The sequence below is a fragment of the Exiguobacterium sp. UBA6282 genome (assembly GCF_002440475.1).
GTDB lineage: Bacteria > Bacillota > Bacilli > Exiguobacteriales > Exiguobacteriaceae > Exiguobacterium_A.
The window spans coordinates 9,477-29,843 of the sequence record NZ_DJUM01000057.1 but is presented as its reverse complement, the minus strand read 5'-3'; the positions used below and the strand labels follow the sequence as shown (position 1 = coordinate 29,843).

Annotated in this window: 25 protein-coding genes and 1 pseudogene; 6 read left to right on the top strand and 20 right to left on the bottom strand. The window is 48.7% G+C overall.

Annotation, left to right across the window (positions count from 1 at the left end; genetic code table 11):
• Nucleotides 1–390 (top strand): annotated as a pseudogene (locus tag B2751_RS15115) (arylformamidase); the annotation flags it as partial.
• Between the two features lie 37 nt (nucleotides 391–427).
• On the opposite strand, the gene B2751_RS15110 reads toward B2751_RS15115, so the two are convergent.
• The 3 genes from B2751_RS15110 to cydD all read right to left on the bottom strand — a co-directional run bounded on the left by B2751_RS15110 (nucleotide 428) and on the right by cydD (nucleotide 4,627).
• Entirely contained in the window at nucleotides 428–1,066 is a 639-nt protein-coding gene (locus tag B2751_RS15110; RefSeq protein ID WP_290748447.1) for a cyclase, read from the bottom strand.
• A gap of 124 nt (nucleotides 1,067–1,190) precedes the next feature.
• On the bottom strand, nucleotides 1,191–2,900 hold the full coding sequence (gene cydC, locus B2751_RS15105) for a thiol reductant ABC exporter subunit CydC (RefSeq protein WP_290748450.1): 1,710 nt from the start codon (nucleotides 2,898–2,900) through the stop codon (nucleotides 1,191–1,193).
• Nucleotides 2,897–4,627, bottom strand: coding sequence for a thiol reductant ABC exporter subunit CydD (gene cydD, locus B2751_RS15100; RefSeq protein ID WP_290748453.1), 1,731 nt, complete (start codon nucleotides 4,625–4,627; stop codon nucleotides 2,897–2,899). Before cydD ends, cydC begins: the two co-directional genes overlap by 4 nt.
• 208 nt (nucleotides 4,628–4,835) lie before the next feature.
• Between cydD and B2751_RS15095 the strand changes: the two genes are divergently transcribed.
• A complete protein-coding gene (locus B2751_RS15095; RefSeq protein WP_035411554.1) occupies nucleotides 4,836–5,318 on the top strand; it encodes an Rrf2 family transcriptional regulator in 483 nt (160 codons plus the stop codon).
• Between the two features lie 22 nt (nucleotides 5,319–5,340).
• Entirely contained in the window at nucleotides 5,341–5,709 is a 369-nt protein-coding gene (locus tag B2751_RS15090) for a nuclear transport factor 2 family protein (RefSeq protein WP_035411560.1), read from the top strand.
• Nucleotides 5,710–5,981: 272 nt separating this feature from the next.
• Here B2751_RS15090 and B2751_RS15085 read toward each other — a convergent pair whose 3' ends face one another.
• Complete coding sequence (locus B2751_RS15085) at nucleotides 5,982–6,149, bottom strand: hypothetical protein (protein ID WP_155960196.1); 168 nt, start codon at nucleotides 6,147–6,149, stop codon at nucleotides 5,982–5,984.
• Nucleotides 6,150–6,232: 83 nt separating this feature from the next.
• Nucleotides 6,233–7,075 carry a KPN_02809 family neutral zinc metallopeptidase gene (gene ypfJ, locus B2751_RS15080; protein ID WP_056064528.1) on the bottom strand — a complete coding sequence of 281 codons (843 nt, stop codon included), beginning with the start codon at nucleotides 7,073–7,075 and terminating at the stop codon, nucleotides 6,233–6,235.
• Between the two features lie 193 nt (nucleotides 7,076–7,268).
• On the opposite strand from ypfJ, the gene B2751_RS15075 reads away from it, so the two are divergent.
• The gene (locus tag B2751_RS15075; RefSeq protein ID WP_290748463.1) at nucleotides 7,269–8,387 is read left to right on the top strand and encodes a glycosyltransferase family 4 protein; all 1,119 of its coding nucleotides are present in this window, start codon (nucleotides 7,269–7,271) and stop codon (nucleotides 8,385–8,387) included.
• A 60-nt stretch (nucleotides 8,388–8,447) separates the two neighbouring features.
• On the opposite strand, the gene B2751_RS15070 is transcribed toward B2751_RS15075, so the two are convergent.
• The 10 genes from B2751_RS15070 to B2751_RS15025 form a co-directional block, all read right to left on the bottom strand.
• Entirely contained in the window at nucleotides 8,448–9,107 is a 660-nt protein-coding gene (locus B2751_RS15070) for a peroxiredoxin-like family protein (RefSeq protein ID WP_290748466.1), read from the bottom strand.
• A gap of 40 nt (nucleotides 9,108–9,147) precedes the next feature.
• Entirely contained in the window at nucleotides 9,148–10,215 is a 1,068-nt protein-coding gene (locus B2751_RS15065; RefSeq protein ID WP_035399298.1) for a YcjF family protein, read from the bottom strand.
• A gap of 98 nt (nucleotides 10,216–10,313) precedes the next feature.
• Nucleotides 10,314–10,796 (bottom strand): GNAT family N-acetyltransferase, encoded by a 483-nt coding sequence (locus tag B2751_RS15060; RefSeq protein ID WP_035411571.1) that lies wholly within the window; start codon nucleotides 10,794–10,796, stop codon nucleotides 10,314–10,316.
• Nucleotides 10,797–10,883: 87 nt separating this feature from the next.
• Complete coding sequence (locus B2751_RS15055; protein ID WP_396210751.1) at nucleotides 10,884–11,321, bottom strand: GNAT family N-acetyltransferase; 438 nt, start codon at nucleotides 11,319–11,321, stop codon at nucleotides 10,884–10,886.
• Nucleotides 11,322–11,428: 107 nt separating this feature from the next.
• Nucleotides 11,429–12,130 carry a YjjG family noncanonical pyrimidine nucleotidase gene (locus tag B2751_RS15050; RefSeq protein WP_290775521.1) on the bottom strand — a complete coding sequence of 234 codons (702 nt, stop codon included), beginning with the start codon at nucleotides 12,128–12,130 and terminating at the stop codon, nucleotides 11,429–11,431.
• Nucleotides 12,131–12,132: 2 nt separating this feature from the next.
• Entirely contained in the window at nucleotides 12,133–12,603 is a 471-nt protein-coding gene (locus B2751_RS15045; RefSeq protein ID WP_290748479.1) for a DMT family transporter, read from the bottom strand.
• Between the two features lie 12 nt (nucleotides 12,604–12,615).
• Nucleotides 12,616–13,278 (bottom strand): Crp/Fnr family transcriptional regulator, encoded by a 663-nt coding sequence (locus tag B2751_RS15040; RefSeq protein ID WP_056064548.1) that lies wholly within the window; start codon nucleotides 13,276–13,278, stop codon nucleotides 12,616–12,618.
• A 12-nt stretch (nucleotides 13,279–13,290) separates the two neighbouring features.
• Complete coding sequence (locus B2751_RS15035; protein WP_035411585.1) at nucleotides 13,291–13,716, bottom strand: DMT family transporter; 426 nt, start codon at nucleotides 13,714–13,716, stop codon at nucleotides 13,291–13,293.
• 194 nt (nucleotides 13,717–13,910) lie between these two features.
• Nucleotides 13,911–14,765: a PPK2 family polyphosphate kinase gene (locus B2751_RS15030; RefSeq protein ID WP_290748483.1), complete on the bottom strand. Its 855-nt coding sequence runs from the start codon at nucleotides 14,763–14,765 to the stop codon at nucleotides 13,911–13,913.
• A gap of 74 nt (nucleotides 14,766–14,839) precedes the next feature.
• Entirely contained in the window at nucleotides 14,840–15,694 is an 855-nt protein-coding gene (locus tag B2751_RS15025; RefSeq protein ID WP_035411591.1) for an SDR family oxidoreductase, read from the bottom strand.
• Between the two features lie 122 nt (nucleotides 15,695–15,816).
• Between B2751_RS15025 and B2751_RS15020 the strand changes: the two genes are divergently transcribed.
• Entirely contained in the window at nucleotides 15,817–16,149 is a 333-nt protein-coding gene (locus tag B2751_RS15020) for a winged helix-turn-helix transcriptional regulator (RefSeq protein ID WP_375092162.1), read from the top strand.
• A 61-nt stretch (nucleotides 16,150–16,210) separates the two neighbouring features.
• On the opposite strand, the gene B2751_RS15015 is transcribed toward B2751_RS15020, so the two are convergent.
• From B2751_RS15015 to B2751_RS15000, 4 genes are all read right to left on the bottom strand, one after another.
• Nucleotides 16,211–17,203, bottom strand: coding sequence for an NAD(P)/FAD-dependent oxidoreductase (locus tag B2751_RS15015; RefSeq protein WP_290748493.1), 993 nt, complete (start codon nucleotides 17,201–17,203; stop codon nucleotides 16,211–16,213).
• Between the two features lie 64 nt (nucleotides 17,204–17,267).
• A complete protein-coding gene (locus tag B2751_RS15010) occupies nucleotides 17,268–18,161 on the bottom strand; it encodes a phosphotransferase family protein (protein WP_290775518.1) in 894 nt (297 codons plus the stop codon).
• Nucleotides 18,158–18,640 carry a GNAT family N-acetyltransferase gene (locus B2751_RS15005; RefSeq protein ID WP_214856328.1) on the bottom strand — a complete coding sequence of 161 codons (483 nt, stop codon included), beginning with the start codon at nucleotides 18,638–18,640 and terminating at the stop codon, nucleotides 18,158–18,160. Before B2751_RS15005 ends, B2751_RS15010 begins: the two co-directional genes overlap by 4 nt.
• A gap of 13 nt (nucleotides 18,641–18,653) precedes the next feature.
• Nucleotides 18,654–19,214 (bottom strand): isochorismatase family protein, encoded by a 561-nt coding sequence (locus B2751_RS15000; RefSeq protein WP_290775515.1) that lies wholly within the window; start codon nucleotides 19,212–19,214, stop codon nucleotides 18,654–18,656.
• Between the two features lie 129 nt (nucleotides 19,215–19,343).
• Here B2751_RS15000 and B2751_RS14995 point away from each other — a divergent pair, with 129 nt between their 5' ends.
• The gene (locus tag B2751_RS14995; RefSeq protein ID WP_155960197.1) at nucleotides 19,344–19,517 is read left to right on the top strand and encodes a hypothetical protein; all 174 of its coding nucleotides are present in this window, start codon (nucleotides 19,344–19,346) and stop codon (nucleotides 19,515–19,517) included.
• 41 nt (nucleotides 19,518–19,558) lie between these two features.
• On the opposite strand, the gene B2751_RS14990 is transcribed toward B2751_RS14995, so the two are convergent.
• Nucleotides 19,559–20,158, bottom strand: a complete 600-nt coding sequence (locus B2751_RS14990) for a short chain dehydrogenase (protein ID WP_290775513.1) — start codon at nucleotides 20,156–20,158, stop codon at nucleotides 19,559–19,561.
• Nucleotides 20,159–20,367: the final 209 nt, after the last annotated feature.

The following is a 20,367-nucleotide window of genomic DNA, read 5'->3' as shown; positions in this document are numbered from 1 at the left end:
CGTGTCATTTACTTACCAGGGCGTACAGAAATCACAGCCGCTGATTTAGATGGCTTTGAGCTAAATGACGTCCAGCGCTTGATCATCAAAACGGATGGTTGGATCGACAAATCGACTTTCCCAGAGACGATTCCTGTGTTGACACCAAGTCTTGCTGAACGTCTCGGAGAACTCGGGATTTCGCTGATTGGTCTTGACTTACCAAGCGTCGATGCGATTGATAGCAAGGAAATGGCAGCCCATCACGCACTGGCACAGCATGGAATCTATATCCTCGAAGGACTCGTCCTCGATGCGATCACGCCTGGTGATTACCACTTGAATGCCGTCCCGCTCCCGCTCGTCGACGGCGATGGTAGTCCCGTTCGCGCCTTACTTCGTCCATACTAAAAAATCCGTCCAGCAGCCTCTCTGCTGGACGGATTTTTTACTGATGTAGCGGTTCGAATAGACTGGCTTCGATCTGACGAATGACATGTCCGAGAACTGCAAGTGACGAATCGACCTCAAATCCTTGGTCTAGTGAATGATTCGCTCCTTCGATAACATCGATCATTAATTGTGATGTCCGACACGTTTCAAGTGCTGCCTCATCATAAAACTTATCGGCCGTGCCAATGACGATCAGTCCAGCTTGCGTCGATGTGGCGATTTGTTCAACCACTTCATTTAGGACGGGTGTTAAGAAAACGAAGCGCGCTGTCTGTAGACTCGGCTTAGCAAGTAACGCGGCAAGCGGAATCGTGCCTAACGATTTTGCGATAAACTGAACGTTTTCGTATGGATGCTTTGCCAGCACTTCCGAGACGACAGCGTCAACCCGGCGCGTCATGCAGGCATTTGATTCAGCGTCTGACATTGAAAATAGATCTTCTGTCACATAGTGAATGCAGATGACATCGATGCCTCGCGCGAGTAATGCCATTCGACTGTAGTAAAAGTATGGATGGTCGTATACGTACGATGCTCCCGAAATCAAGAAGCAGACCTGTTTGGATCCCATTTGAAAATGATCATATGAAACGGTCGTCTGATCGACGACGATGGATGATTGTTTGATATCCATGAAACCCCTCCACGTTTTTTCTAGACTTTACCATTTCAGAGGTGGACTGTCATGTCTTTTCAGTTCTTCCAAGCTAAATAAAAAAGGCAATGAACCTTACTTGATTCATTGCCTTTCATACTTTTTATCCAATCGGAGCAAACACCGACTGCTCGACTTGTTTTAACTCATAAAACGCCCCTTGTCGTGTCATCAATTCGGCATACGTTCCGACTTCGATGACGTGACCCTGATCCATGACGATGATTTGATCCATCGCTTCAAGACCTGCTAAGCGGTGGCTGACGAGGACAAGTGTCGCATCCGTTGCTCGCGCAAACAGTCGCTTGAGAATCATCTGTTCCGTCAAAGCATCAACGGATGACGTCGGTTCGTCAAGCAAGTAAAGCGATGCTTCTCGCAAGAGCACGCGGGCAATCGCTAGCCGCTGTTTTTCTCCTCCGGATAAGTTCTCTCCTTTTTCAAACACACGATCACTCAACTCGAATGTCGTTAATCCGACATCATCGAGTGCTTGTCGCATCGCTTCGTCCGTCGTTGCTTCGTTTGCGAGAAGTAGATTATCACGAAGTGTTCCATAAAAGTAGTGATTTTGTTGCAGGACGACATTCGCGTGCTGCCAGAGTCCTTCCGGATCAACCGTCTGACTGTCCTGTCCAGCAATCGTTAATCCGTCCGTCGGATACATCCGTAACATCAATTGAAGTAACGTTGATTTCCCGGAACCACTCGCTCCGACGATCGCCGTCTTCTTACCAGCCGGAATCGAGACAGTGACGTCACGTAAGACTGGACGGGGTGCATCAGGAAACGTAAACGTCAGCGCATTCGTTTCAAAGGATGGTGCCTGATCGAGGACGAACGGAGCGTACGTCGGCTCCTCTTGCTCAGTCACGACTTCATCGAGTCGTTTCGCAGCATGGCGGCTATCTTCAAAAAAGCCGGGTAAGATCGCCATCGGTGCCGCATTTTCAAAGACGGTCAGCGATGTCATGACGAGTAAAGCGAGGAATACTCCCTCGAGTTGTCCGCTTGCGACGAGATAGGCACCCACACCGAGGACAAGCCAAGAGATGATCAACGTCACCATCGTATTTAAGGCCAGGTTCGAGACAGCGTGTAAACCATTACGTTTCTCTTCCTCGACATACCGTTTCGCGACGGCATTCAAGTCCTGTTCCTTTTGATCGAGCTGTTGGTAAATCTTCAAATCACGATAGCCTTGGAATAACTCTGTCACTTCTGTCGACAAGTCACCACGTCGAACACGGACTGAACGGGCGAAGCGTTGTTCACGATACGCGAACCATCCCGGAATCAAGAAACCGGTCAGAATTAAACCAAGCAACAGAATCCCGGCAATCGTCCATGAGAAGAAACTGACGAAAAAAATCGTACAGAAGAAAACGAGCAGTAACACGATCGGTGGATAGAGGACACGTAAGAACGTATTTTGTAGACTCTCGACATCCCCGACGATCCGCGCAAGTAAGTCACCACTGCGGTACTTACCAAAAATCCCTGGCGCAAGCGGCTCGAGACGACGGTAAAATGACGTTCGGATGTCACTAAGAATCGTAAACGTCGCCCGGTGCGAATAGTAACGTTCCGCATACCGACTGACGGCGCGCGTCAGACTCGACACTTTTTGCAGGGCGATCAAGACGGCGAGTGTCTGGATCGGTGGCAACAAGGCTGCCTTTGAAATCAGGTAACCACTTGCTGCGAATAAACCGACCGCTGTCACACCGGCGAGGACACCGAAGAAGATCGACCAGGCGATATCGCGTTTTTGATGCACCATCAACCGAAAGACTCCTAATAATTCCTTCATCGTGTTTCCTCCCCTCTCTGGACGCTACGCATCCGCGCATATTCCGAATCGCGACCAAGCAATTCATCATGGGTGCCACGATCGACGATTCGTCCGCCGTCGAGAACGACGATTTGATCCGATCGTTCAATCGTATGCAAACGGTGCGCGACAGTGATGACCGTTGCCGATTGTCCGAGTTGCTCAATCGCTTGTTGGAGCAGTCGCTCCGTTTTGACATCAAGTCCAGTCGTCGGTTCATCAAAGACGACGACGTTCGGGCGTTTCAAGAACGCTCGTGCTAACGCAACACGCTGTTTTTCGCCACCCGATAGACCGCGTCCACCTTCTCCGATCACCGTGTCGATCCCTTCAGGCAACGTCGCAATCAACTCCTCGAGCCCTGCCGCCTGCGCCGCTTCGAAAGTCTCTTCCGGCGTCGCTTGACGAAGCTCACCAATCGCGATGTTTTCTGCCAGTGTTCCGGCATACAGATACGGATGTTGAGAAATGTAGCTCAACTGACGAAACCAGCTTGTTTCCTCCACCTGACCGCGCTCGGTTCCGTCGAGTAGAATCCGTCCTTCTTGTGGATCCGCGAGTCCGGCAATCAACTGCAAGACGGTCGATTTACCGGCCCCACTGCGACCGATTAACGCTACCTTTTGATACGGCTCAATCGTAAGCCCGATATCTTGCAAGGCAAAACGTCCTTCTTGGTACGTAAAGCCGACTTCATCCAAGACGATTTGTGGTGGACGATTCATCGTGAGTTCCGATTGACCGAATGCAACAGGACGATCGTCTGCCGTCAATTCGGCTGCGATCTGTTTCGCTGCTGCCACACTACCGCGTCCCGTGTGGAAAGCAGCCCCCATCTCTTTTAAGGCAAGATAGTATTCTGGTGCCAACACGAGCATCAAGAACGCTGGGATAAAGGTGATGCTTTGAAACAGAATCAAACGCAGACTAACTTCAAGTGCAATCATTCCCATGCTGAGCATCGAGATGAACTCAAGCATCAATGACGACAAGAAGGCGAGCTTCAAGACCGTTAATGTCGCATCTCGGAAATCGAGACTGCTTTTTTCGATGACGTCACGCTGTCGTTTCGCGCGACCGAATAACTTCAAGGTCGTCAGTCCTTGTAACGTATCGAGGAACGTTCCTGAGAATGCCGTCATCTTCTCGAGTTGAGCATCGGCCCGCTTTTGCGTCATGATGCCGATGATGATGTAAAACAACGGAATGAACGGCGCCGTGATCATCATGACAAGACCCGTGATCCAGTCATAGCTGAATGCCGCAATCAAGACCATCAAGGGAACGATCGTCGTCTGGACGACTTTCGGCAAATATTGACTATAGTAGCTGTCCATCTCGTCTACTGCATCGAGCAAGACACTGACCTTCTGTCCCGCTTGCCCTTGTAGCATCATCTCGACTGAGCGACTCGTATATTTCGCAACGAGTGCTTCCCGAAGCGCCTGCTTCATGTGTGCCGATAACGTCGTACCAAGACGACCGTTCCAATACGTCACGGCGACTCGGAGCAACAACATACCGAGAACGGTGAGTAGTAACGGAATGACAGCTTCAAACGGTTGTTCTTTTAGGAAAATGCGATCGACCGTCAACACGATGCCGTATGACTGACCGACGACCGCGACCCCCATTAAGAAAGCCGCAATGATGAATTGAATGAGAATACTACGTGGAATCTGGACGATTCCTTTTAATGGATTCATATACAAACGTCCTTTCACAAAGTGTGAACGACTTTTAGTGAATATTTTCACATATCGTACATTTAGTATACCGAATCCGGAACGGGGATGCCATGCAGATGCTGTCGAAAAGGTGTGACGGTTTTGTGAGAGCATATCATTCGACAATTTTTCATCATCGAACTATTATGGATATACATTATCCACGTTTAACGAAAGGAGTCTTTCTATGCAAATGAAAACAGGAGTCGAGCAATCCGTTTATGCGATGTTGCTCTTAACCTTCCTGCCGGAGCGCGCCGTTTTGTCCGGTGAGTTCATTAGTCAGCAACTCGGTGCTTCACCGACCTATTTCCAAAAGCTCTTACGAAAACTCGTTCAGGCGGATCTGTTGTATTCCGTACCTGGTGTCAAAGGGGGCTTTCGCTTGCGACGTCCGGCAGAAGAAATTCAAATCTTCGATGTCTATCAAGCCATTGAGGGCAAACAGACATTGTACGCGTCAAGTGGTGTCTTTGAAGATTTGATGGGGATTCAGGAACAGGAGATCGGTCTGCTCTCGAATCTGATGACAGAGGCAGAAGATGCTTGGCAATCGACGTTGAAGCGCGAATCAATCGGCTCGATCCGTCAAGCAATCGATACCTCCTGTCCACCGGAACATTTAGAACGGTTGCATGCGTTAATCACAGACCGGATGATGACACTTTAATGAACAGAAAGAGGTTTTTACTATGGTATTGAATCGTTATTTCGACTTATTCGACGCGTCACGCACGGACGCACAAGCGTTCGAGGATCTCGTTTCCTTGTTTACGACAGACATCACGTTCGTTCTGAACGGACAACCAAAGCACGGCATCGACGCCTGGAAACAATTCGTCCGTCATGTGTTCACGGCGAATCAGGATATTAAGCACATGTACGCCGGCTGGGAAGAAACAACACCAGGAACGTATGAAACACGCTGGGCAGTTTGCGGAAAACGGGCAGACGGTAGCGTCTTCACGCAAGACGGAAAAGATATCGCACGTCTTAATGAAAACGGACGGATCACTTACCTGGAGAACGTTCCAGATGATCCGACGATGTTCCGTTCATAAGATTGCTTTTAAATAGCGAAAGAGGCTGACTCAAAAAAGAATGACGCGTCTTTTCACGTCCTTTCCTCAGGCGAGACACAAGCCAGTTTTCCTGCTTCATTCAAGCAGGAAAGCGGGTCTTATTTGTCTCTGGCAGCGCATAATGCGCTTTTTCCTGTAGGAGTGACGTGTGACGTGTCATTCTTTTTTTTACGAAATAAGGGTGGCAGATCATCATTCTGCCACCCTTATCTTTGTAGAGGACGACATGTGAGTCAGCCCCTTTTTGGTATTTAACGTTTCAGTACAAGCCGTTTCAATAAATAGCCCGTGATGACGAGTAACGACGCAATCGCAATATAGACCATGTAGACCAACAAGTTTGGCGCAAATCGTGACACGATGTACGTCAATACGACGACAGCCGTATACAGCAACAAAAATAGACTGATGTGCTTCAACTTCGACACTCCCCTTTGAATCCTTATCTCTTCTTTACGGAAACGACTGGAAAATGTTTCAAAAGGTATGTCTTTACTTCGTTTTATAGATTCTTCGCTTTGAATGTGTCTCCACCTTCGATCGTGCCGTTATCAAAGCCTTTTTGGAACCAACGCTCTCGTTGCGCCGATGTGCCGTGAGTGAAACTTTCCGGTACGACATATCCTTGTCCTTTCTCTTGTAACGTATCGTCCCCAACAGCATTGGCTGCTGTCAACGCTTCTTCAAGATCGCCTTCTTCGAGCAAGTTTTCTCCTTGCGCGTGATGCGCCCATACGCCGGCATAATAATCTGCCTGTAGCTCGAATCGAACGAGGTATTTATTGAACTTCTCCTCACTCATTTGCTTTCGAAGTGGCATGATCTCATCCGATTTTCCAAGTAACGTCTGGACATGATGCCCTACTTCATGCGCAATGACATACGCCATCGCAAAATCGCCCGGTGCTCCGTATTTCGTCTGCAGTTCATCATAAAAGCTTAAATCAATGTATAATTTCTGATCACCGGGACAGTAAAAGGGACCGACGGACTTCCCTGCTTGTCCGCAAGCCGAACTAACTTGATCCGTATATAAGACGAGTGTCGGTTTTTTATAGGTCTTACCATCTTCTTTAAATTCTTTCGTCCAGACTCGTTCCGTATCGGCCAAGACGACGGAGACGAAGTCCGCTGCTTCTTTTTCCTGCGCTGTTTCCTCATACGTCGTATTTTGCTGATCCCCACCGGTTAAGTCTCCGAGTAGTTCAGTTGGATTACCACCCATCAAAGTGATGACGATCAGCAGGATGATCCCGACACCACCGCCGATACCGGCGATTCCTTTCCCACCCATTCCCCGCCGGTCCTCGACGTTCGAACTCCGTTCTCTTCCCTTCCATTTCATGCGCTTTCCTCCTACCCGTTTCGTTATTGTTCTTTACCCAAAAGCTTTTATACGTAACGCTTCAGGACATCATGGATGAAACAGAAGTCTATTGATTTGATGCATTTTCTAGGAATATCCTTCTACTGTAGAGAAGATTAGTAGCAGAACCGATCTTTCGGATCAAATTTTTTCTACGCAAAGGAGGTACGACATGAAACCTCATCTACTTTTTTTATCTTGGCGTGATGCTCGACATCCACAAGCCGGAGAAGCTGAAACTTTTATTCATGAAATGTTGCGGCGTGTCAGTACTACCTACCGAGTTACCCATTTGTCTGTCTCATTCAAGGGCGGATCACCGACGGAGTATCGAGATGGTATCACTTACCTCCGTTATGGTACGACAGCTTCTCTTATTCCATATGCACTTTATTATTACTGGTCTTATGCTAAAACGATTGATTTAGTTCTGGATCATTTGAATGGGTTTCATTTCTTCACACCACTTTATGTTCCACGTCATAAACGAACTTTATTTCTTTATCAATTGATTCGTGAGCGTTGGTCGACGACACTTGTTTTTCCTTTTTCAAAGCTTGGCGAATGGACAGAGACTCGACGGTTAAGCTGGTATAAAGATAGTCATGCCTTGACTGTCAGCCCCTCTGTTGTAGATGAACTACAAAGTGCTGGTTTTACTAACAGTCATATCACGATGTTGCCGCCAGGACTTTCCTTTTCCCCGTGGTCTGAACAGGAATGGGAGTTAAAAGAACATGTTCCAACCTTTCTATATATCAACCGTCTGAACGAAAAAGAACTTCAAGATACGATTGGGGCATTCCTCATGGTCCAACGTGAGTTTCCTGAGACACGCCTCTGGCTGATTGGTATTCGTAACAGCTCTCATCTTTTGCAATACCTTACACTTCCCCTTCCTAAAGAAGTGAAGGATGCTATCACATATTACGATTCAGTCACTGAAACAGAAACGCGCCGCATGATGAGTCGTGCCACCGCTCTCCTTTTCCCTTCCATACGGGAAGGCGTAGGTTTTTCTATTATTGAAGCGGCGGCGGTCGGAACACCATCCATCGTATACGATGCTCCTGGTGTCCGAGACGCCGTTCAGTACGGCATGACAGGCTACATGGCTAAAAACAAAACACCTGGTGCACTCGCTGCCGAAATGCGAGCTTGCTTCCGAGATTCAGAGGAGTACGAAGCCATTCGCATCTCCGCTCATCATTTTGCACGGGCAATGGATTGGCAACAGACTGATCTTAAATTTCAAGAATGGCTGAGACGAGTACTTCTTGATACAAAATAAAGGGAAACTTCAAACGGTCTGACTTCTCCCAACAAGTAGAGAGAAGCCAGACCGTTTAAGTCAATCTTCATACTTTTTATTCTGTTCAAGGTTTTGGAGGATGTGTTCTGGATCAACGCGTTTCGTATAATCGGACGGCACTTCTACGAAACGAATCACACCATTCGTATCAATGATAAACGTCGCCGGTTTCGGTAACTGCCAATCCTCATTTCCATTGTGCTTCGCCACATCGAGTCCCGATGCTTTGTAAATCTCAATCAAATAAGCTGGCAAGTCGAACACCAAATCAAATTGACGGGATACATGTAAATCAACGTCACTTAAGACAGGGAAACTTAACGCATTCTTGTTTGCTGTCTGTTCAGCAAAATCAGGTGTCTCTGGACTGATCGCAACGACGGTCGCTCCCTGAGCACGAATTCGGTCGATTTCCCGTTCATACGCGCGAAGTTCGAGATTGCAGTATGGACACCAGCCACCCCTGTAGAATGTTAAGATGACAGGACCTTGCTCGAGTAATGTCTCGATCGCCACAGACTTGCCAGATACATCGGGTAACGTAAAGTGTGGAATCGTATCACCGACACCTAGACCTTTAGCGATACCAGAAGCAGCCAGCTCAGCTGTCGCTTCCGCCATCAACCGTTGTTTCTCAGCAGGTGCCTTTTGTCGGAATTCCGATTGATACTGTTTGATTTCTTCGAGTAATCGTGTCATGTGTTCTCCCCCTTTATTGCTGTATAGAATAACAGGGAGATTACTCGTTTGTCTCTTCTGACGACTCTTCTGCCTTCTTCCGGAATCGTTTGACGAACCCCATCAGTTGTTCCGGTGTTAATTCGAGCTTATTCTCATAGACATATTTTGTTCCATATCCGAGTGCAAGGGTGGCGGTCGAAGCAACGCCCGCGGCAATGACGGCACCATACCCCGGAACGAGCTTCGCCATTTGCCGAAAGGCGGTTTTTCCGGAGTTTCCGACGATCGTCACGACAAGCAACTCCTTCGCACTCTCCTTGGATAACTGTCGTTCGTACAGATTCGATAACTTGAGCATCAAGCCGATTTGAATTGAAGTCAATGGAATGATATCAGCTCCCGGGAACGGGACGGCACCAATCGCACCTGCGGCTGTTCCGGCACCGACGATCCAGTTGTTGGCGATCTTCCCGCGAACGGTTGGATCCATCTGGCGAACGAACACATTATCCTTGTCGAACTTTTTTAAGATGTCGAGGACCTCCCGACGGAGCCGATCAATGTTCGTTCCTTCTCGTGCTGATACGGGAATGATTTTGGGTCCTGGTAGTTTTTCTGCAATATGCTGAACGATCGTGTCGACATCATCCGTCGCATCCATCTTCGTAACGACGATCAAGACATTTTGGTTATGTTGATAGATCTTACGGAAGTTTTTCGTCTCCGTCTCAGATAAGACGGTACCTGCCGCATTTAAAAAATAAAGGATGACATCGGCACTTTGATAGTACGTCCACGTCGCTTCCGAGTTCTGTGTATTGGCATCATTCAATCCTGGTGTATCGACGAAGATGACTTTATCTTCCGGATGCTGCCTTACTTGATCAATCCGGACCGTTTCACCCGGGCGCGCTCCGACCGTTGCGACTTCACGACCAAGAATCGCGTTCAAGGTCGAAGATTTTCCCGCATTGACATCTCCGATCAAGGCAACCGTCACGTCCTGCTCCAGCGATTGATTGAAATCCCGTCGCTCCGATTCAAACGACTGATCAAAGATTTCCTCCAGTTTGCGTTTCCGTTTTTGCTGATTGGTCTCAAGTCCTTCACCAAAAAAATCATCCATCGTGATCCCTCCCCCTTCTTCTGTTGTCTGTCTTTTCCCATTATCCCTTGCTTTCAACACAAAGAAGGCAAGGGAACATTGTGTCCACTTGCCTGCTTTTAAAGGTATGTGCTTCGTCGCTCGAGCAATACCGTGTCGCGCCATCTGCCTCCGAGCCGACCAATTCGCTCCCGGCGACCAACTTCGCGAAAATTAAAACGTTCATGAAGGCGCAGACTCGCATGATTTTCCGGAAAGACTTGCGATTGCAGGGTCCAGATGCCTGCTGCTTCACTTGTTGCAATGACGTCTTCCATCAAGCGAGTGCCGACACCTTTACCGCGTACTTCTTCTGCAATATAAAGACTGATTTCAGCGACACCAGCGTATGCTGGAATCGAAGAAAATGGACTTAACGCAACCCAGCCGAGCAGTTGCTCGCCTTCAATCGCAACGAGACGACTGTGTTCATGGTGATGCCTCGTCCATTCTTCGTACGGTAATGCTTCCGTGCGAAACGTCGCGTTCTCCGTCTTTATTCCTTGTTCGTAAATACGGACGACTTCTTCGTAATCGTCCGCTATCATTTGACGTACTTTCATCTCATCAGACTCCTTTGTTGCTCACATGCTGATTCTAGTTCGACAGCATGTCAGGAGTCTCCTGTTTAATCGACGGTTCATCAAGTTTTATACTTTTAATCGTACTGCCATTTCCCGACCGAATCGGTCCCCGTGGTCGATGAAGCCGAGACTCGCATACAGACTGTGCGCCGCCTGATTATCCGGTCGATAGCCGACGACGATTCGTTTCGCTGCAGGTAACATTCGCATCTCTTCAATCAGGGCTTGCATCGCTAATCGCCCGATACCGTTCCCTTGCTGCGCCTGATCAATCATGATGCGGTATATCCAGTAACCGTCGAGTTCTTCTAGTTCCGTGTTGTACATCACAAAACCAACAACCGTATCGTCCATCATAATCGCCCGAAGGACAAGGCTTGGTTCGAACTTCGCTTGCGCGATCGAATAGACATTCGCTTCCATGAAGTCCTGCTGTTCTGCTGTCAGCGTCAGCTCACAACAAGCTTCCCAATTTTCTGCTGTTACCGGTACGAGTTGAATCATGTTCATTTCCCCTTTTAATTAGACGGGAGTTGCCTCCAGCGTCTGTTGATCACATCGTTGCACGGTGATCGCCCCCTTTCCTTCTCTTTCCTATCGACTGATTTGATTCATTGTTGAAGGACTGCTGCGTTTTCAAGCACTGCAGGTAGTTCGGCTAAAGAGGTAATCGTAAACGTGGGCTTGATATCCGTTGCCGGCTTTCCTTCTGGATTAAACCAACATGTTGCGATACCAGCTTGATTGCCACCTGCAATATCAGCTGACAAGGAATCTCCGATAATGATCGTTCGCGCCAGGTCGAATTGTGGAATCCGCGCAAACACATGATCGAAAAATCCTGCCATCGGCTTTTGAAAACCCGTCTCTTCTGAAACGAAAATCGCTTCAAAGAAGTCCGTTAATCCAGCCCCCTCGAGCCGTGCGCGTTGCGTCTTCGAAATACCGTTCGTGACGACGTACATCTCGACGTTCCCTTCTAGTTGCTCTAACAGGGCAGTCGCACCCGGAATCAATTCCGTCCCTTGCGCGAGGTATCCGCGATACGTTTCGTCAACTTCTCGTCCGTTGACTTCTCGTCCTTCTTCCGCAAAGAACGTCACGAATCGCGAGTGAATGACTTCCTCACGTGTCACTTCACCCCGTTCGAGTGCTCTCCAGAGCGCGTGATTGATTTCCTTGTAGCGCGCTTCTCGCTCAATCGTCCACGTTAGATCTTGTTGCTCGAGCAGATGGCGAAAGGCAATCCGTTCCGTCGATTCAAAATCAAGTAGTGTATGGTCAATATCGAATAATACTGTCGTGTAAAACATATTCAAGCTCCTTTTCGTAAGCGTTGTGCAGTCGTTGTTTTCCCGCCCAGTTGAAATAACAGAACGCCGCCACCAATCAATAGGACACCAAGTGCTTTCGTCCACGTAAACGGAACGGTCTGTAAACCAAACCAGCCGAGCGTGTCCCACAGCAAGGCAAATAAGATTTGCGACACCATGACGATCGAAATCGCTCGACTTGGTCCGAGTTGTTGAACTCCTTGCGTCACACAGAGGACGACACCGACACCGATGATCCCACTGAACCAAAACCAAGTTTGCGCCTGTTCGAGTGCAAACAATTGTGACCCTTCGACGATCAAACCAATCGTCAGTGAAGCGAGGAACCCGAGTCCAAGGACTAGCGTCGTCGTCGCCCAAGCACCGACATGTTCTTTGACTTTTGCGTTAAACGTATTTTGAATACAAACGAGCATGCCCCCACAAAGAGCAAGGATGATTCCCGTAACCATGTCGCACCTCTTTCATTCGTAAATGCTTTCTCCAACGCGCTCCATCAATCCGTCTCGATCAATGATCTCAATCGTATGCTGCGTTCTGCGAATCAACCCATCGTCGACGAACTGACGTAAGACACGGTTGACATGACGGTAGCTCGTCCCGATCAAATCTGCCGCATCGACCAGTTCCTTACTCGCAAAAGCATCCGTATCAGGTGTCATCGACAGCAAATAACTGGCTAGCCGAACTTCTACCGGATACAGCAGATTGAAGCTGAGCGTATGCGATTTTAATTCAAACTTTTTCGTGATCGTCTCGAGTAAAAATAATAGAAAAGCAGAATGATGTACACGTGCCTCTTCCAAATCCGCATAGGCGATGCGTAAGACGGTTACTGGTGTCACTGCCTCGACCGTGTTCATCAAATCAATCTTTCGGACGAACTCAATATCGCCGACGAGATCAAACGGATGCTTGAAGGACAACACGAGACGTTTCCCCGTTGCCGACATATGCGTAATCTTCAATTTCCCTTCGACGAGCAGGTACAGTTCATGCGCAACATCGCCTTGTCGGCATAAAGCCTCACCCGGTGCGAACGTCTGGATGTGCATCGCCTTGCGTAGCGATACATCAAAGACATGCGTTAACTGATACCGTTCCAAATAGCTCACAATGTCCGTCACTTCTTCTCCTCCTTAGCTCTTTAAGATGAAGATGCCTGCAACCATCATCAAGATGCCGATGATCTGCGGCCCCCGCAGTCGGCGTTTCATGACGCCGAACCAGCCTCTTCCGTCAATCCAGAGTGCCAGCGCTAATTGCGCTAATAAAAAGAGCGAAATCGTCAAGGTCACACCCATCCGGTGGACCGCCGTCATGTTGCTGAATAATATGATCGCCGCAAAGGCACCTCCTGCTAGATAAAGCGGTTTGACACGGCGCATCGCTGAAAAACTACGATCCCGTAAGACGACCGCTAAGAGGATCGCAACGATGAACCCGGTCATCTGAGTGATCGTCGCTGCTTGCCACGTCCCGATCGTTTGACTGATCCGGGCATTGGCGACACTTTGAAGCGTTAAGAAAAAGCCACCAGCAATCGCAAATAAGATACCACGCATATGCATACTCCTCTCTTCTTCCATGATACTCTCATTTAACGAGAGTCCTTCTGATTTGAACAGGACATTTGTCCCGAGATGTTCAGAAGTTCAGAAATCATGATGATTAAATAGAATTTCATACAACTCTAAGTGTATTAAAAAAGCGATTGTTCTCTTGCTGAGAACAATCGCATTTGGTGTATTTAAATAGTTTATGCTTCTTCTTCCAGTCGTTTAATCGCTTCATCCAGCTGTTCCTGATCCTCTTCTGATAGCTTTGGATATTGCGGATCAATTTCCTTCAGGACGTCATTCATGACTTCGGTGACGATATAGCGGGAATACCATTCGTCATCTGCCGGTAAGATATACCATGGTGCATGTGATGTCGATGTCGCTGAGACGAGCTCAGCAAAAATCTCATGGTATTCGTCCCAGTGCTTGCGTTCCTCAATGTCATTAAACGAGAATTCGAAGTTTTTCGTTGGATCTTTCAGACGAGTCAACAGCCGTTGCCGTTGCTCCTCTTTTGAGACATGAAACAAGAACTTGACGACTCGGAAGCCATTCTCGACGAGATAGCGTTCAAAGTCATTAATTTGACGATAGCGCATCTGCCACACGTCACCCTCATCCGGCTTTTCTTCCTCCTCGAGCAAATCATGGATTCGTGGGGCAATGACTTCCTCATAATAGGAGCGATTTAAGATGCCGACTTCCCCTTTTTCTGGTAGTCCTTCGTGGATCCGCCATAGGTAGTCATGTTTTTGCTCCGTATCCGACGGTTTTTTGACGGAAATCGTTCGGAGTCCTTGTGCGTTCAAGTTAGAAAAGATATAGCTGATCGCCTCGTCCTTCCCCGCTGCATCAATTGCTTGCAGGATGACGAGGACGCCATTTTTCTCTTCAGCATGCAAACGCCAATGTAACTCTTGTAACGTCTCAACACTTTTTGGAATCCGTTTCTCTCGCAATTCTGCTTCCGAAATTTTATGTTCTTCTGATGTCGGGTAATTCGAAAACGAGACTTGCTCGCCTTCCTTAACACGATAGGATGACAGTTTCATGGTAGGGCTCCTCCTTTAATTGCTTCTAAAGGGGATTTACCCTACTCATTCATCCTGAAAACGTTCAGATGAACTTATCTTTTCAAAAGGAGACGGACTCCCTCTTCCAGCGTCGTCACGGGACGACCAAGTAATGCTTCAAAATCAGTACTTTCTACTGCCAGAGTCCCTGCTGCGATATCTGCCTGGATACCAGTCAGCATTGGAATCAAGAAGTCAGGTAAGCCAGCTGCTTGCATCCGCTCACCATATGTCGCTTCATCCACTTCATCTAAAGCGACCGATCGGTTAAGCACTGTTCCGACTGCAGTCGCGAGTTCTGCTTGTGTATGCAACGGACCCGATAGTTCATAGATGGGGTTTGGATGCTCAAGCGTCAGTCCCGTCGCAATTGCTAGCGCATACTCATCTTGTAACGCCCATCCGACTTTCCCTTCGCCTGCTGCCGTTAACCAGTCTGCGCCTTGCGCGACGGCGTCAATCGTTCCGAGTTCATTTTCGAGATACCAGTTGTTACGGAAAAAGACATACGGGATACCTGTCGCTTGAATCGCTTCCTCTGTGACACGATGCGTTCGAGCAAGTCCGTTTGTACTGTGTGCCGCATTGGCGATGCTCGTATAGCCGATCAGCTTGACGCCTGCCTCTTTTGCTGCCGTGACAGCGGCTTGGTGTTGCCGGATCCGAGTCGCCTCTTCACCGTCCGTCGAAATGATCAACAATCGATCGATTCCTTGAAACGCTTGTCCGAGTGTTTCGGGCTGATCAAAGTCTCCGTATCGGACATCGATTCCTTGTGCTGCAAGCTCTGTTGCTTTTTCGACGTCGCGGACACTAACTGCTACATGTTCGTTGCCGACTTGTTCACTGAGGTGTTGCACGATCCGCGCGCCTAATTTTCCGGTTGCTCCTGTAATTAACCATTTCATGATGAAACCACTCCTTTGAAGTTTGATGTTGTTCTTCATGATACGCTAGGTGATACACTAAAAAAAGTAGGCACTTATCTGAAACTAGGTCCCTCAAAACGAACCAATGGGAGAGGATGAATGTGGCTGTATTCGATACAACGACCAATCAACGCACTGCCTGTCCAGTCACTCGGGTCCAACAGATGGTCGCTGGCAAATGGAAGATCATCTTGCTGTGGCACCTGACACACGGGACACATCGTTTTCATGAACTGCAACAATTAACAGGTATCTCTAAGGGAACTTTGACACGTCAGCTACGTGAGCTCGAAGCAGATGGTTTGATTCAACGGCACGTCTTTGGCGAAGTTCCCCCTCGTGTTGAATATTCTCTAACGGATGCCGGACATAGTTTTTTACCGATTCTTGACCAAATGGCAGCTTGGAGTGAGCAACACTTCCAGGGGGAATAATCGTGAGTAACAAAAAAAAATGCGCTTCTTCTCGATTCAGAAAAGAAGTGCATGTTGTCGTTCATTCCGTCGCTGTCACCGTCTGACGTAAGTGGGTATCAATCGCCTCTGCGACGCGTAATCCGGAGATGACAGCACTCTCGACGCGCGTCCGCCCTGATGCATCATCGGCTTCAAGGAACGCATCACCAGCAAGCCAAAGTGGATGTGACGACAGTTTCAAATGCGGTGTCCGGTAAACTGCGCGTGCCTGAGCGTAACGCCAACGCTTGAGCTGGCGGGAGATAATCGTCACTGGTCCGAGTTGCTGTTGTAACAGACGCTCGACTTCCGCGAGTGTCTCTTCTTCTGGGCGCTCGTACCAGTCTTCACTGAAGCGAGCTGTCATATAGACGCTCAGGAGTGTCGTCTTCGAAATCTGTTTCTCGGCATTATTGACGAGTTTTAACATCCCATCGACGAGTTGTTCGTCTTGTAGGCCGACTTCCCCGATCGTCAGTCGCTCTTTGATTTCAAACAGACCCACGAATGTCGGCTCGAACGTCACTTGGCGTAACTGCTCATGATCGTCCTCTCCGAGCGCCAGATCAGAAGCCTGCAACAGTTCATATGCTTGCGGTACAGGCGCCGTCACAAGTAACGCATCATACGCACCTTGATGATCCGTCGCTTGTGTGACGAGTTCGTCCTCCATTGCCGTAATATGCGTGACCTGTTCATTCAACTGGACGGGAATCCCTCGACCAATCGCTTGTACGAGTTGATTCATGCCGTCCGTCGCGACATAGCGTGGAAAATCCGTTCCGAACCATTTACGAACCCACCCTTTCTCAAGCCAGTCGTCGACTTCGCGTCCTAACTCTTCCGTCCGAACCGTGAAGAAGACGGCACCATGATCCGCTGTTCCTTCATCAATCCGACGAGTCGCCATTCGCCCCCCGACGCTCTGGCTTTTTTCGATGATTTCAACAGCATGTCCTGCTGCCTGCAATTGACGTGCCGCAAAGATTCCGGCGAGTCCACCACCGATGATTCCGATTCGTTTCCCTGTCATCTCGCTTCCCCCTCATATTCCTCATTTCTCTAAGTATAGAGGTTTCTTCCAAGACATGGGTGAATCAATACCCGTCCGATATGCTCGTCATCTGTAATTCCTGCTCGATGAGCATGATGTTCTCCTCAAAGAACACCCGGTGCTCTTCTAGTCCACGTTTGATGCACCAGCCGACGGCCGTGAGTGCTTCCCACAAACGATAGTATGCTAGATACGTCTCAATCGGCACGTCTGGGTGTAATGTTGCGTATCCTTCTTGAAATGCCGTGACGTAAATGGAACCGAACGTATTGAGATTACGGACAATCTTCGTGAAGTCCATCTCGACGGCCCCGTAGCGGGTCGTCTCGAAATCGATCACCCCTGTGACTTGATCACCTACCGTCAGTAAATTTGCTAGGCGGAAGTCACAATGTGTGGCAACGGGACGTGAAGGCTCCGGTAACGACTGTTCTCGTCTGACTAACTCTGTTTGGATGTTCTCTAAAAAACTGGGATCGAGTTCGGTCGTGATGAACGGCATGAATCCATCGAGTTTTTCATTCCGGAAGCGTCGCCAGTCCTGAACTGGATAGGCATAAAATCCATCTTCCGTATACTCGCCGTAATCTTCTCCTGTACACGTATGCAGCATTGCGAGCGTTCGACCAATTTCGTACGCCAATTTTTTATTCATCGTGATCGGTGCCTGTCCCGCTAAGGCAGCAAGCACGAACGCCCCGGTCGTCTGCCCGGGAGCTGCTTCAGCTAAGATGTGTGGTACGGGTACAAGCCCTTCTAGTGCATGAATCCAGCCACGTTCCCGGTACCACTTTTCAGCCGTATACGGGCGCTTCAAGAAGACGACCTGACCATCCGTTAGGACGAGACGATCGACTTCAGAACTATACGATTCGTCGACAGTCGCGCATGCTGCGACGTCGAGTTGAAAATGTTCAATCCATTCGTCTCGCGTCATTCCGTCGTTCCCACTATTTTCTGTAGCGTTTCACCTGGTAGACCGTCAATCGGTCCAACATAGGTCGATTCAAAACCTAATCCGATCAAAATACGGCGCGACGCTTCATGTGCTGGATCAATCGTCGCCGTGACGACCTGTAGCTCTTCTTCTGTCGCTAACTGTAAGAGACGCTCTGCAATGGCTGTGCCGTATCCGCGTCCCCACTGATCGGGTAGTAGCATGTAACCGAGCTCTGCTTCGAACGGTTGCGTTTGACTCCGGGTCATGTGCCCGATTCCAATCCATGTCTCTTCGGCATAAATCAGATACGATCCGAGTCGGTCGTGCTGCTGTTGTTCAAGGATTCGCTCAAAGCGTTGTTTCGTTTCTGCGTCTGTTAATGCCTGTTCCGTGATGTAACGCATGACACGATCGTCTTGAACGAGCATTGCGTAGCGATCGTAATCGGACGCTGTCATTTTTCGTAATTCAATCATCTTATTCTCCTCTTCATGTCCGGTAGTCATTGTGGATTGGGGTGAAGACATCTTCCGTTGACGGACGAACGATCGCAAAGTGTTCGACGTTATAATGACCATGCAAGACTTGATTGTGGTGGGCGATCATTTGCTCCGGCGTCAGGACATCGGACCCGTTCGTCGTATGCCCGTCGGCAACGAGTGTGACATCAAAACCATGTACTGTCGCACTGCGCACCGCAGTATCGATGCAGTGTTCCGTCTTACAGCCTAAGACGATCAGATGTTCAATCGATGCTTGGCGTAGATAATCAAGCAAGGGGGTACCATGAAACGCATTCGTCGCTGCTTTATCAAACGTGACACTGGACGCTGGAACGGGAATCGAATCATGGACTGCAAAACCGGGTCCTGTTCCGCCAGCGACATCTAGATCCCGAATAAAGACGACTGGGATGTTCCGTTCGTCTGCTTCGAGTACGACCGCTTCGATGACGTGCGCAACTTGTTCCTTTAAGTATACCGGACGTTCTTCGGTGTTTCCGTCAACGAGTTCCTGTTGAAAATCAATCACTAGGACCGCTTGTTTCATCGTCATGTTCCTCCTTGTAAAATCGACTGCTTGTTTCCTTCCCGCTCATCTGAATGATTTCCTGCTCCTGACGGGCGCGAAACTTTTTAGCTATTGGATTCGTTAAGAAGAAAGAAAGGATGTGTCTGGATGATTTGGTTTGGCGTCATCTTCTTATGTGTGCTTCTCGTCAATCTGACACTGGAGAAACTGATCATGAACCGGACGATGACAGGTCGCTGGTTCGTACGCAACTTACTCATTTGTCTCGGGATCACTCTATTACTTTTCGGAATCGAACGTTATATCCTATCCGGTCTGTAAAAAAAAAGCAGGTAGCGATTTTTCGCTACCTGCTTTTTCATTTAATAAACTTCGTAGTTTTGCCCCGTCTGTGCCCCTTCGACACTTTTTTCGAACGCCGTCGCGACACGTGACGCCGGAACGGCTTCAAAACCACGGAAGAAGGGTCCGTACTTCTCGAGCGACTCAATCAGTACGTTCGGACTGACACTGTTGATTCGAATGCCTCGTGGCATCTCGATCGCTGCTGCATGAACGAACGCTTTGACCCCACCGTTCGCCAGCGCAGCAGATGCGCCTTGGCGAATCGGATCGTCCATCATGATGCCGGTCGTCAGCGTAAAGCTTCCCCCGTCTCGTACTGACTCCAAACCAAGTAGGACCAGATTGACCTGACCTTTTAGTTTACTGTCGATTCCGATTTGATTGAGCTTCGGTGTTAAATTCGTCAATGGACCAAAATGAGCGCCACCTGTAGCACTGATGACAGCATCAACAGAACCGACTGCTTCATACATCGCCCGAATGCTTTCCTCTGATGTGATGTCGACTTGCACATCCGCTCCGCTTCGTCCGGCACGAATGATGTCATGTCGCTCACTCAGCCGTTCGACGACTGCCTGCCCAATCGTTCCGCTTGCACCTACTACTAAAATTCGCATGATCCCTTCCCCTTTCACGTCTAGCTTACCTATCTAGCCTACTGCACAGCAGATGATGGTTTCAAGGAATCTACCGGATGGGTCTTCAAGAAGACAAGGATTTCATCAAATAGACGCTGTTTGTCCCGATCGAGCGTCAGTAAATGTTTACTGTTCGGAAGAAGAACCTTTTTCTGATCTCGGCTCGACACCGTCGTTTCGATTCGCTC

Excerpts from the sequence above, each read along its gene's own strand:
- B2751_RS15110 (WP_290748447.1), bottom strand. The coding sequence starts at position 1,066 with ATGGATATCAAACAATCATCCATCGTCGTCGATCAGACGACCGTTTCA.
- cydC (WP_290748450.1), bottom strand. The coding sequence starts at position 2,900 with ATGAAGGAATTATTAGGAGTCTTTCGGTTGATGGTGCATCAAAAACGC.
- cydD (WP_290748453.1), bottom strand. The coding sequence starts at position 4,627 with ATGAATCCATTAAAAGGAATCGTCCAGATTCCACGTAGTATTCTCATT.
- B2751_RS15095 (WP_035411554.1), top strand. The coding sequence starts at position 4,836 with ATGCAAATGAAAACAGGAGTCGAGCAATCCGTTTATGCGATGTTGCTC.
- B2751_RS15090 (WP_035411560.1), top strand. The coding sequence starts at position 5,341 with ATGGTATTGAATCGTTATTTCGACTTATTCGACGCGTCACGCACGGAC.
- ypfJ (WP_056064528.1), bottom strand. The coding sequence starts at position 7,075 with ATGAAATGGAAGGGAAGAGAACGGAGTTCGAACGTCGAGGACCGGCGG.
- B2751_RS15075 (WP_290748463.1), top strand. The coding sequence starts at position 7,269 with ATGAAACCTCATCTACTTTTTTTATCTTGGCGTGATGCTCGACATCCA.
- B2751_RS15070 (WP_290748466.1), bottom strand. The coding sequence starts at position 9,107 with ATGACACGATTACTCGAAGAAATCAAACAGTATCAATCGGAATTCCGA.
- B2751_RS15065 (WP_035399298.1), bottom strand. The coding sequence starts at position 10,215 with ATGGATGATTTTTTTGGTGAAGGACTTGAGACCAATCAGCAAAAACGG.
- B2751_RS15060 (WP_035411571.1), bottom strand. The coding sequence starts at position 10,796 with ATGAAAGTACGTCAAATGATAGCGGACGATTACGAAGAAGTCGTCCGT.
- B2751_RS15055 (WP_396210751.1), bottom strand. The coding sequence starts at position 11,321 with ATGATTCAACTCGTACCGGTAACAGCAGAAAATTGGGAAGCTTGTTGT.
- B2751_RS15050 (WP_290775521.1), bottom strand. The coding sequence starts at position 12,130 with ATGTTTTACACGACAGTATTATTCGATATTGACCATACACTACTTGAT.
- B2751_RS15045 (WP_290748479.1), bottom strand. The coding sequence starts at position 12,603 with ATGGTTACGGGAATCATCCTTGCTCTTTGTGGGGGCATGCTCGTTTGT.
- B2751_RS15035 (WP_035411585.1), bottom strand. The coding sequence starts at position 13,716 with ATGCGTGGTATCTTATTTGCGATTGCTGGTGGCTTTTTCTTAACGCTT.
- B2751_RS15030 (WP_290748483.1), bottom strand. The coding sequence starts at position 14,765 with ATGAAACTGTCATCCTATCGTGTTAAGGAAGGCGAGCAAGTCTCGTTT.
- B2751_RS15025 (WP_035411591.1), bottom strand. The coding sequence starts at position 15,694 with ATGAAATGGTTAATTACAGGAGCAACCGGAAAATTAGGCGCGCGGATC.
- B2751_RS15015 (WP_290748493.1), bottom strand. The coding sequence starts at position 17,203 with ATGACAGGGAAACGAATCGGAATCATCGGTGGTGGACTCGCCGGAATC.
- B2751_RS15010 (WP_290775518.1), bottom strand. The coding sequence starts at position 18,161 with ATGACGCGAGACGAATGGATTGAACATTTTCAACTCGACGTCGCAGCA.
- B2751_RS15005 (WP_214856328.1), bottom strand. The coding sequence starts at position 18,640 with ATGATTGAATTACGAAAAATGACAGCGTCCGATTACGATCGCTACGCA.
- B2751_RS15000 (WP_290775515.1), bottom strand. The coding sequence starts at position 19,214 with ATGAAACAAGCGGTCCTAGTGATTGATTTTCAACAGGAACTCGTTGAC.
- B2751_RS14995 (WP_155960197.1), top strand. The coding sequence starts at position 19,344 with ATGATTTGGTTTGGCGTCATCTTCTTATGTGTGCTTCTCGTCAATCTG.
- B2751_RS14990 (WP_290775513.1), bottom strand. The coding sequence starts at position 20,158 with ATGCGAATTTTAGTAGTAGGTGCAAGCGGAACGATTGGGCAGGCAGTC.